This is a genomic window from Streptosporangium subroseum, assembly GCF_900188345.1.
Classification (GTDB): domain Bacteria; phylum Actinomycetota; class Actinomycetes; order Streptosporangiales; family Streptosporangiaceae; genus Streptosporangium; species Streptosporangium subroseum.
In genome coordinates this window covers 1-8,933 of the sequence record NZ_FZOD01000124.1, presented here as the reverse complement: position 1 = coordinate 8,933, position 8,933 = coordinate 1, and the positions used below count along the sequence as shown (strand labels likewise).

General features: G+C 64.2%; 8 protein-coding genes and 1 pseudogene. 3 read left to right on the top strand and 6 right to left on the bottom strand.

Features of this window, described 5'->3' with window-relative positions:
* Positions 1–840 (bottom strand): annotated as a pseudogene (locus CHC08_RS46965) (serine/threonine-protein kinase); the annotation flags it as partial.
* 928 nt (positions 841–1,768) lie between these two features.
* Between CHC08_RS46965 and CHC08_RS46960 the strand changes: the two are divergent.
* Entirely contained in the window at positions 1,769–2,761 is a 993-nt protein-coding gene (locus tag CHC08_RS46960; protein WP_089213842.1) for a hypothetical protein, read from the top strand.
* A gap of 228 nt (positions 2,762–2,989) precedes the next feature.
* On the opposite strand, the gene CHC08_RS49205 is transcribed toward CHC08_RS46960, so the two are convergent.
* The 3 genes from CHC08_RS49205 to CHC08_RS46945 all read right to left on the bottom strand — a co-directional run bounded on the left by CHC08_RS49205 (position 2,990) and on the right by CHC08_RS46945 (position 5,245).
* The gene (locus CHC08_RS49205; protein ID WP_143653700.1) at positions 2,990–3,226 is read right to left on the bottom strand and encodes a hypothetical protein; all 237 of its coding nucleotides are present in this window, start codon (positions 3,224–3,226) and stop codon (positions 2,990–2,992) included.
* A 328-nt stretch (positions 3,227–3,554) separates the two neighbouring features.
* Positions 3,555–4,928: an IS1380 family transposase gene (locus CHC08_RS46950; protein WP_143653699.1), complete on the bottom strand. Its 1,374-nt coding sequence runs from the start codon at positions 4,926–4,928 to the stop codon at positions 3,555–3,557.
* A gap of 122 nt (positions 4,929–5,050) precedes the next feature.
* Entirely contained in the window at positions 5,051–5,245 is a 195-nt protein-coding gene (locus tag CHC08_RS46945) for a helix-turn-helix domain-containing protein (protein WP_143653698.1), read from the bottom strand.
* Between the two features lie 375 nt (positions 5,246–5,620).
* On the opposite strand from CHC08_RS46945, the gene CHC08_RS50420 reads away from it, so the two are divergent.
* Positions 5,621–5,902 (top strand): cupin domain-containing protein, encoded by a 282-nt coding sequence (locus CHC08_RS50420; RefSeq protein ID WP_179282650.1) that lies wholly within the window; start codon positions 5,621–5,623, stop codon positions 5,900–5,902.
* An 88-nt stretch (positions 5,903–5,990) separates the two neighbouring features.
* Entirely contained in the window at positions 5,991–6,875 is an 885-nt protein-coding gene (locus CHC08_RS46935) for an SDR family NAD(P)-dependent oxidoreductase (RefSeq protein ID WP_218825843.1), read from the top strand.
* Between the two features lie 738 nt (positions 6,876–7,613).
* Here the strand turns inward: CHC08_RS46935 and CHC08_RS46925 are convergent.
* Together CHC08_RS46925 and CHC08_RS53150 are read right to left on the bottom strand one after the other, a co-directional pair.
* Entirely contained in the window at positions 7,614–8,462 is an 849-nt protein-coding gene (locus CHC08_RS46925) for an NAD-dependent epimerase/dehydratase family protein (RefSeq protein ID WP_089208305.1), read from the bottom strand.
* A gap of 256 nt (positions 8,463–8,718) precedes the next feature.
* Positions 8,719–8,901: a hypothetical protein gene (locus CHC08_RS53150; RefSeq protein WP_420823572.1), complete on the bottom strand. Its 183-nt coding sequence runs from the start codon at positions 8,899–8,901 to the stop codon at positions 8,719–8,721.
* Positions 8,902–8,933: the final 32 nt, after the last annotated feature.

Sequence of the window (8,933 nt, the reverse complement as noted above, 5' to 3'; positions counted from 1 at the left end):
CGAGAATTGCGTGTTTGCCGACTCCGTTTTCGACATCGCTGTGGTTATGGTTATGACGGTTCCCGCTATCGCAATGGTTGCACTAGCAGCGATCAGTGGTATGAGTCGGCGTGGTCGGGTGGGAACGATCCATTCGGGATCGTTGTGCAGGGGCATCACCCAGGTTCGGTCGAGGAACTGGGTGATGTCTTCGACGCGGGTGGCATCGGGTGTGCGCCAGGACTGTGCCAGGGGTTCGAGGATGTGCACGGAGGAGGGTCGTTCGGCGGGGTCCTTGGACAGAGCCTGAGCGACCAGTGATGCGAGCTGCTCGGGGACGGGGTCGGTGTCGGGGACGTCGGTCAGGACGCGCATGGCGAGTACTTCAGGGCGGCCGGTCCCGAAAGGGGCTCGACCGCTGGCGGCGAAGAGCGTCAGCAGTGCCCAGCCGTAGACATCGGTGGCCGGGCCAATGTCGTCGCCGCGGTACTCTTCGGGGCTAATCCAGCCGGGGGTTCCCACCACAACGCCGGTCCGGGTGACACTGGTCTCGTCGAGGGCGCGGGCGATGCCCATGTCGACCAGGCGGGGCCCGGTGGGCGACAAGATGACGTTGGAGGGCTTCAGGTCCCGGTGGATCACGCCCGCCGCATGGAGGGCGCGCAGGCCTTCGCCCAGTCCTGCGGCGAGTCCGAGGAGTTCTTGCTCGGACAGAGGTCCGTTGTCGGCGATGCGATGGGCCAGGGTAGGGCCGGGTACGTATTCGGTGGCCAGCCATGGCTGGGCTGCGGCGGCGTCGGAGCCCAGAACGCGGACGGTGCAGGTGCTTTGGATCCATCCGAGCATGGAGATCTCGCGGGCGAAGCGGGTGCGAAACTCCGGGTCGCCGGCGAGCTAGCGATGGACCAGCTTGACCGCGATCCGGCGGCCCTTGACGTCGAGACCTGCGTAGACGGTGCCCCTGCCGCCGGTGCCCAACCGACCGACCAACCGATACGGACCTATCTTCACTGGGTCATGAGCCGTCAGCGGAGTAGGAGCGCCATCGTCCGTTTCGCGGTCGTGGCGTGGGTTCTGGTTCTCTTCTGGCGTTCCGCTTCCCGTGCTGCTGAGCAACAGGTCCCTCCATGACGACCAACTGTTGAGGGGACTTTATAGGTACGTCGTTACGGAATGGCATACGTGGGACGATAGCGACTTCATGGGCATAGAGGCTCTGGGGAGGCGTGATTGCTATTCACCCAAAGAGAGTCGTCAACCCGTTCGTTTTAGCTTGGAGGATGGTCGAAAAGTCCGATGTCCGATTAGTTGCTCCGAGTGACCATAGGTGTGCGTTACTGGGTTGAGCCTCATGCCTGACTCTCAACTTTTCTATCCGCAGATCTCATCGGCGAAGAGTGGTCGCTCCCTGTCGCGAAAGGCACGGCTGTTCGGTCAACCGCTCGGCATGGTTTCGGAGGTCGTACAGACTCCGATGGCCGGTCAACCGCTGCTGCTGCGCGGGAGCAGGTCGACAAGCGGCCGTGCCTCATGACGACCGAACTCATCAACCGTAGATCTGGGTGATCTCCGACCCGTGATGTGGTCACCTGCGAAGACAGCTCGATCACGCCAATGAGCAGCGGTTACGCTGCGAACATCTCGCATCCCTTCTCACTGATTCCGGTGCTCCTACGGAACAACGACGAAATAAGAGCAGACCCAAGAGGCGATTCCTGGCCACCCCACGACTCGACGACTCAGCGCCGCCTTGTATGCGATCATCGATGGATGACAACGAGAAAGGCTCATGGTCGCTGACCGCCGGCTCGCGCTGCACGCGACCCTTCCCGACCGCTACGCCCGTTATGAGGTCCTGGCCTCGACCATCGACCACCACGGCCGGCTCGCCGCCCTGGTGGCCGACCCCGCCCAGGGCTTCACCCCCATCCCGCACTTCTCCGAACTCCGGCCGCCCCCGCGCTACGACGCGATCGCCGTCATCTGCGACGGAGCCGAGATCCGCGAGATTCCGCTGACAGATCTCGGCCTATGGTTCACTCTCATCGACACCCTCGGCGACGGCATCGTGCTGGCCGCTGCCCGCTGTGAGCCCGTGGGCATCGACTTCGAGCGCTACCGGGAGCCGGTTCCCGAGAGCGAACTACACCTCACCGACAACGTCCGGGTGATCGACGGAGGCGGCCAGACCCGATCGGCCTTCTACGCCGGTGACGGCATCGAGCAGCTCATGACGGATGCCCAGGGCAACATCTGGATCAGCTATTTCGACGAGGCGAGCTACTGGTCCACCAACCCGGACGGCACCCGCTCCTACGGTTTCATGATCGGTCTGGCGCGCTGGAACGGTGACGGCGGCCCGCCCTGGATGGCGCCGTCCCACACTCCAGGCGTCGTCTGGTGCGACTGCTATGCGTTGAATGTCGGCCGTGACGTGGTCCACGCCTGCCCCTACACCGACTTTCCGCTGATCGAGATTGACACTGACGGCGTCCGGAGCGTCACACCGAACCCCGTCACACGATGCAACGGCTTGGCCGTCTCCGGTCCGGAGCTTGCCTTCCTCGATCAGCACCGAGCGGGCGGCGGGTTCCGCTGGGAGATCCGCAGGGCCCGCCAGCAAGACGGAGCCGTCACCGAGACGGAACGCGAGCACCTGCTGCTCCCAGACGACCGACACCCGACCGGCTGGGCACGGGGGAAGATCGGCAGAGATGGGACGCCGTGGCTGTACGAGGACGGGGATCCGCAGCGTTGGTACCGCTATGAGGTAGACGCCTAAACCAATCTTGGGTTGCCATCAACGCAACGAAAATCGCCCCGGAGCGATGATCGCTTCGGGGCGTTCTTGCTGGTTGATGCTGGTATTCAGGGGCGGGGTCGAACCGCCGACCTTCCGCTTTTCAGGCGGACCAATCACCCTGGTCGGGTAGCGGCGACCGTGGTCAGAGGGGCGTGGATGGTGGCCTAAGTGTGCTTACATGTGGGGACGTTGCTGTCAGCGCTGCTGTCACCCGACGACAGAGCCTGACTGATCAGCCCTGCGGCGCTCCTTTTCCGCATTACGCTGACTTTTCGGCTCGACTATCACATCACCATAAACTTCAAGCTCCAGTCGGCCATCAATAGGATCGAGAAGATTTATCTCTTTCCTTAGCATGGCTATGGCCTTTTTAAAGGCCATCAGCGCGTCTTGGCCTTCCCCTTTAGCCTCTAGATCGCGTAGCCGTGCAATAATTCCCGCCACACAGTCATCCCTCCCCTGTTGCATCTCGGCAAGGAATATGGCTCTAGCTTCCTCCTCTAATTTCTGCCGGCCAGCGCGGATCCTTTCCCAAATACATGCCACTCCCACAAGATAAGCGATTTCGAAAGCGATACCCGCAAAGACTTGAGCATCCTTTTCTGCACCTAGCCTCGATCTTTCGTGATCTTCGTGTGGTCGGCTGAGGCATTCGGCTGAGGCGTGATTTCGCTTCCTGGTCAGCGTGATGGCCCGGCTGTCGCGCCGGGTGGGCGGGGTTCCACGAGCCCGCGGGTGTCCTTTCCTGGCCGGTGGAGCGGCTTGGCGCTGGTCAGGGCGACGCTGGCAAGGTTTGCAGGCGGGTGACGGCGGTGATGATCTGCGGTGCCCAGGGCCATCGGGCGGCGATGCGGAGCCGGAGTCGCCGGCCGCCGTGGACCAGGCGCCCGGCGACGGCGAACAGGCGCAGCCGCAAGCGTTTGGGCTCCCAGCGGCGGGCCGGGCCGTTCAGGGTGAGCATCTGCATCCACGCCATGAGGTCGCAGGCCAACGCGACGATCTCGCACCAGATGTGGTTCTGGGTGAAATCGTGCAGCGGCAGGTTGCGCAGGCCGGTGTCCTTGGCGCAGCGGATACGGTCCTCGGCTCGGGCGCGACGGCGATGTCGTAGTTCCAGGTCGGGAAGTTGTCCGCCTGCGGTGTTGGTGACGAAACAGGTGAAGCGGTGCCCGCCCGGGTCGGTGAAGCGCAGCCGCGCACCCGGATGGGGGCGCTCTTTGCGCACGATGAGGCGCATCTTGTGGGGCCAGGAGGTGAGGTTGAGCATGGCGGTGATCTCGGCGACCCAGGCGCCTGGCCGTACCTGCCCCTCGGCGTCGTAGGCGGGTGTCCACGCGCTGGCGGGCAAGCGCACGATCGCGGCGCCGATGTCGTCGGTGATGGTGAAGCCGATGGAGTATTTCAACCACCGGCCCGGACGGGTCAGCCAGGTGAGGAACTCATGAGTGCCGCCGCCTGAGTCGGTGCGGATCAGAATCTGACGGCGTCGGGTTCTGGGCAGTTGGGCCAGGGCCAAGACGGTGGCGTTGATGTGGTCGGTGGCGGTGTTGGAGCCGGCGTTGCCCGGCCGCAGCATGAGGGCCAGTGGCTCACCGGCTCCGTCGGTGCCGTGGTCGGCGAAGGCGGTCATGGGGTGAAAACCGAAGGTTTTCTTCCAGGTCGGGGTGGCGTTTTCCTTGTCGGAGTGGGAGATGACGATGGTGGCGTCCAGATCGATGGGGATCAGCTCACCGTCGGCTCCGGGCGCGGCTGACTGGGCGAGGGTCCAGGCGTGTTCACGGGCGATGGCGCGTGCGGTGCGGATCGCTTTCAGGGCTTTGGTGGTGTCGGCGGCGAACCGGTCGATCAGCCGGGAGACGGTCGGGTCAGAGGCGATCGGGCCGAACAGTTCTGGCTGAGAGCGCAGTATCGCGATGTCGGCCAGGCAGTCACCTCCCAGGGCGAGGCTGACGGCGAGATCAGCGATGATCTTTCCGGGGTCATGGATCGCGCGGGTCGGTTGCCATCGCCGCAGTTGCGTGGACAGGGCATGGTCCAGGCCGGTGACGCGCAGCGTTTCCAGCAACAGCAGCGCGCCTGATTGGGAGATGAGCCCGGAGCCGTCGGCGGACATGACGATCTTGGGTCGCGAAGCGATAGTCTTCACGTGAAAAGTGCCTCTTGAGCTGGTGTGGACGGGACCTTAGACAAGTCCGATCATTCCAGGTCAAAGGCACTTTTCTCATGTAAACGATCAAGGCTAGCGATATTCGCCGTGAAAGCCCGAGGCTAACGAATCAGCAAGATATCGCCCGCCCGCCAGCATTCGCGCCAGGCGTAGGCCGACTTGCGCGAGACCCACAGCCGCTGGGCCACCTGCGGCGGCGCGACACCCTGCTCGAACATCTCGGCGGCCTCGAACCGCACCCGCTCTCGCTGGGCCCGCTGCTTCACGGTCAGGCCGCCCCCATCGGGATATCTCACCCTTTCGGGATACACCCGACCGGCCCTGAACGTCACCCCCAAGCGAGAACCTCAGAAGCATGGCCCACACGACGACGGTTGCCAGGTACAAGTTGGGCCTGGCAGCGCAGCCGCCGGTCCTGCAGGTTCAAACCCGTACTTGATTTGAACGCGATCGCATTGGTTGCCGGCAGAGCACGACTCGGCTGGATTTCGGCCTGGGCGGAAGCTGGCATGCCGGCCGAGTCCCGGGATGCCCCCACGAATGATCGCGAATCTTCATTTCCAGCAGTAGGAGACACAGGTGAGTATCCCGTTCCCGAGCCCCGACCCGGGCGACCCGCGTTACACCAAGCAGGGTGCGTTGCATCTGCCACCTGGACAAGGTGCAAGGGAATGGGTGTCGGAGACATCTACACCGTGAAAGCGACTGGCACGGAGACCGCCGGCGGATTCAGCATTATTGAGGCCACCGTCCCGCCTGGCGGCGGCCCGGTCGCACACGTGCACAACGACAGCGAAGAAGCCTTCTATCTACTTTCCGGTGAACTGGAATTCCTTGACGGCGATCGGATCTTTACGGCCGGCGCAGGCGACTTCGTCCTCGTGCCTCGCGGTATTCGGCACCGCTTCAAGAATGTCGCACTGCACCCGGCGAGGATGCTCTTATGGATCTGACCACCGGCAGACATGTGGCAGGGCGTCCGCCCGACGTGGCGGAGTTCAAGACGACTCGCACCCGAACCTCCCCATCGGGGAAACCAACATGGGCACCGCGCCCCGACAGCCATCCCCAAGTAAGACGCTTCGCTTTGACGAGGCGCATCCCTTCATTTCGCAGATAGGCCTTTGCATGGACTTCAAAGGGCGCACTGCCCTCGTTACCGGAGCCTCATCAGGCATCGGTGCTGCCTTCGCGCGAGACCTGGCAGCCCGCGGTTGTCAGGTCGTCCTGGTCGCGCGACGCGAGCAGCGCCTCATGGAACTCGCCACCGAAATAGAGAACCGTTACGGCCGCTCGACGCATGTCGTCGTCGCCGATCTGAGTCAGCCTACGGCGCCGGCCATCGTTCACGCTGCCACAGAAAAGCTCGGCCTGCACATCGACATCCTTGTCAATAACGCCGGCTTCGCTACCTACGGCCCATTCGACACGATCGACCCCGACCGCGACCATGCCATGGTGATGGTGAACGTCGCCGCTGTTGTCGATCTCACCCATCACTACCTGCCCGGAATGCTCACAAAAGGCGTCGGCGCCATCATCAATGTCTCCTCTGCCGCCGCATTCCAGGCCATGCCATATCAAGCGGTCTATGCTGCGTCAAAGGCGTTCGTACAGTCGTTCAGCGAAGCGCTGTGGGCCGAGTACCGCACCCGCGGCATCCGTATAGTGGCCTGCTGCCCGTCCGCCACCGACACCGAATATTTTCAGGTCCTCGGGAATGACGACGAGGCACTCATGGGGCCCAAACGGCCACCAGAAGGCGTTGTCCGCGACAGCCTGCGGGCCTTGGAAAGAAACCGCCCGCATGTGGTCATCGGATATCCATGGAAACTCGTCGCACTGGTTCCCAGAGCCATGCCACGGGCGACCATGGCGCGATTCAGCGAGAGGATCATGCGGCCGAAGCGACACCCCGGGTCTTAGCGTCGCCAGGACGTCACGCCGTCGCGGTGACGCGGGGCGTCACCGTGTGACTCCACGGGTCGGCGACGAGCACCAGGACCCAGCCCACCATCATCCTGATGCAACGCCTCACGGCGCAGAGACTCCGCCGGCTGGGCCCTGTTCACCCCGTCCACCGCCCCCATCGCAACAGCACACTCGCACCCCTATCCGTTCCGCGGATACCTGCACATCTTTGATGCCGCTACTGATACCGGCCGAAGCAAGAAGCCCGACCCCCGCCTTGCCGTCGCGAGGCGGGGGTGGGCGGCAGCAACGCCACGACCGCCGTGTACGGCATATTGATCAGTTTGCGATAAGCCTCGCCCAATCCGCGCCTGGTTGCCCCTCCGGTGCGCCCGCACAATCGAACCGTGACAGGGCAAAAGGGCCCGTCACATTTATAGAATGTGGAGTGATCAAAAGTGTCTGTCGATGTGGTTGACCCCGGCCTGAACCACCGTTCGCAGCACGGCCAATGCTTCGTCCCGGTTGCCGGGTGGCCCGAAGACGCCTGGACCGGCCAACTGCATGGCACCGTATCCGACGCGTGTGACGGTGAACCGACCTAGGTGAAACGAATGCATGATCTCTCCTGGGACTCGGTGGGCACATCGCGTCCGCCCGTTCAATTGCCAACGGCACAGAGCCATCCTGTTGGAGCATGCGGACCGTGGGCGGTCCACCGATGACCGCCCACGCCCCACAAAGCGGTGGCGTTCAGTTCGCGGCCAGTTCCTCGAGCACGGTGGGCCGGCTCGGGCTCCACCCGAACCGCTGCTTGGCCCGCGTACCCTGCGCCTGCTGATCGAGCAAGAGCGCGTCGGCGAACAGTTCGCCCAATCGTGCGCGGGTCTCGTCGGCGGACTCCGGCGCCAGGGTGCCCTCGGGGCCGACCGCCGCCTGTGCCATCTCCCGCACGGTGGGGTTGACGCCGGAGGCCGCGATGTAGAGCTCCCCGCCGGGAGCGCGTTCGTACACGTCGACGTAGAGTTCCGCGAGATCCTCGACGTGGACCGTGGACCAGCGCTGTTCTCCAGAGCCGATGAGCCGCAACGCTCCATCCTCGCTCCGAGGCCCGTAAGTGAACATCCCGGCCGGAATGCCCTTGCCGTGGCCGTACACCACCGACGGCGAGATCACCGAGGCCTTGAGGCCCGACTCGAGAACCCGCCGCTGCCGCTCAACGCGCCATGCGGTGAGAGCGGCGGACATCTGATCGCTCTCCTCCGTGATATCTGGATTGTCGCCCCAGGTCCAGATACCGCCGGTGTAGACGAACGGCTTGTCGGTGCCCCCGAATGCCGCCAGCACGGCAGCGATCAACGCGTCGTCACCGTCCTGGCCGAGCGCGGCGAGGTGGATCGCGCCGTCCGCGCCGCGCACCTGCCCGGTCAGCCACGCCACGTCGGTCACGTCACCGACGACCGCCTCGGCGCCGGCGTCGGTCACCGCCTTCGCCGACTCGTCGCTGCGGACGACCGCACGAACCAGGTGTCCACGCGAGCGAAGGACCTGAAGGACGAAAGCACCGATGTATCCGGTGCCACCAGTGATCAAAACGTTCACGCTAGTCCCCTTTTCGAAGCTTCAACTGATGTACGGCCGGCCCGCCTGCTTGAAACGTCACGCCAGCTGTGATCTGCGCCGTTTCGGATGGCGCTCATCGGCCGGCTCAACTCAACGCTTCCAGCCGGCGCAGTCGGCATCCAGGCCCAACAAGTGCCTGGCTCGTCCGACGGCCCACGCAGCGCGGTGACCGAGAACTGCCCGGCCATGGTGCTTGGGCCCGATAGCGTCCGCGTTGTCCGTCCACACGCCGATGTCATGGCGGCAGGTACTGGCGAGAATGCCCTGGCCTTCGGCGATCGCGGTCTTGTCCCACGGATGGCGTTGCTGGTCGGCGAGAGGTATGAGTCGCGTCGGTGTCGGTGCGGGCTTCCTGGTGTGCGTCGGTGGGCAGCATGAGTGCGAGTAGCCCGGCGACCTCGGCTTCGCTGGGTAACAAGCGATGCAGCAACCGGGTGAGCCGGATTACCG

Coding starts and splice junctions, on each gene's coding strand:
- CHC08_RS46960 (WP_089213842.1), top strand. CDS start 1,769: ATGGTCGCTGACCGCCGGCTCGCGCTGCACGCGACCCTTCCCGACCGC.
- CHC08_RS46935 (WP_218825843.1), top strand. CDS start 5,991: ATGGGCACCGCGCCCCGACAGCCATCCCCAAGTAAGACGCTTCGCTTT.
- CHC08_RS50420 (WP_179282650.1), top strand. CDS start 5,621: ATGGGTGTCGGAGACATCTACACCGTGAAAGCGACTGGCACGGAGACC.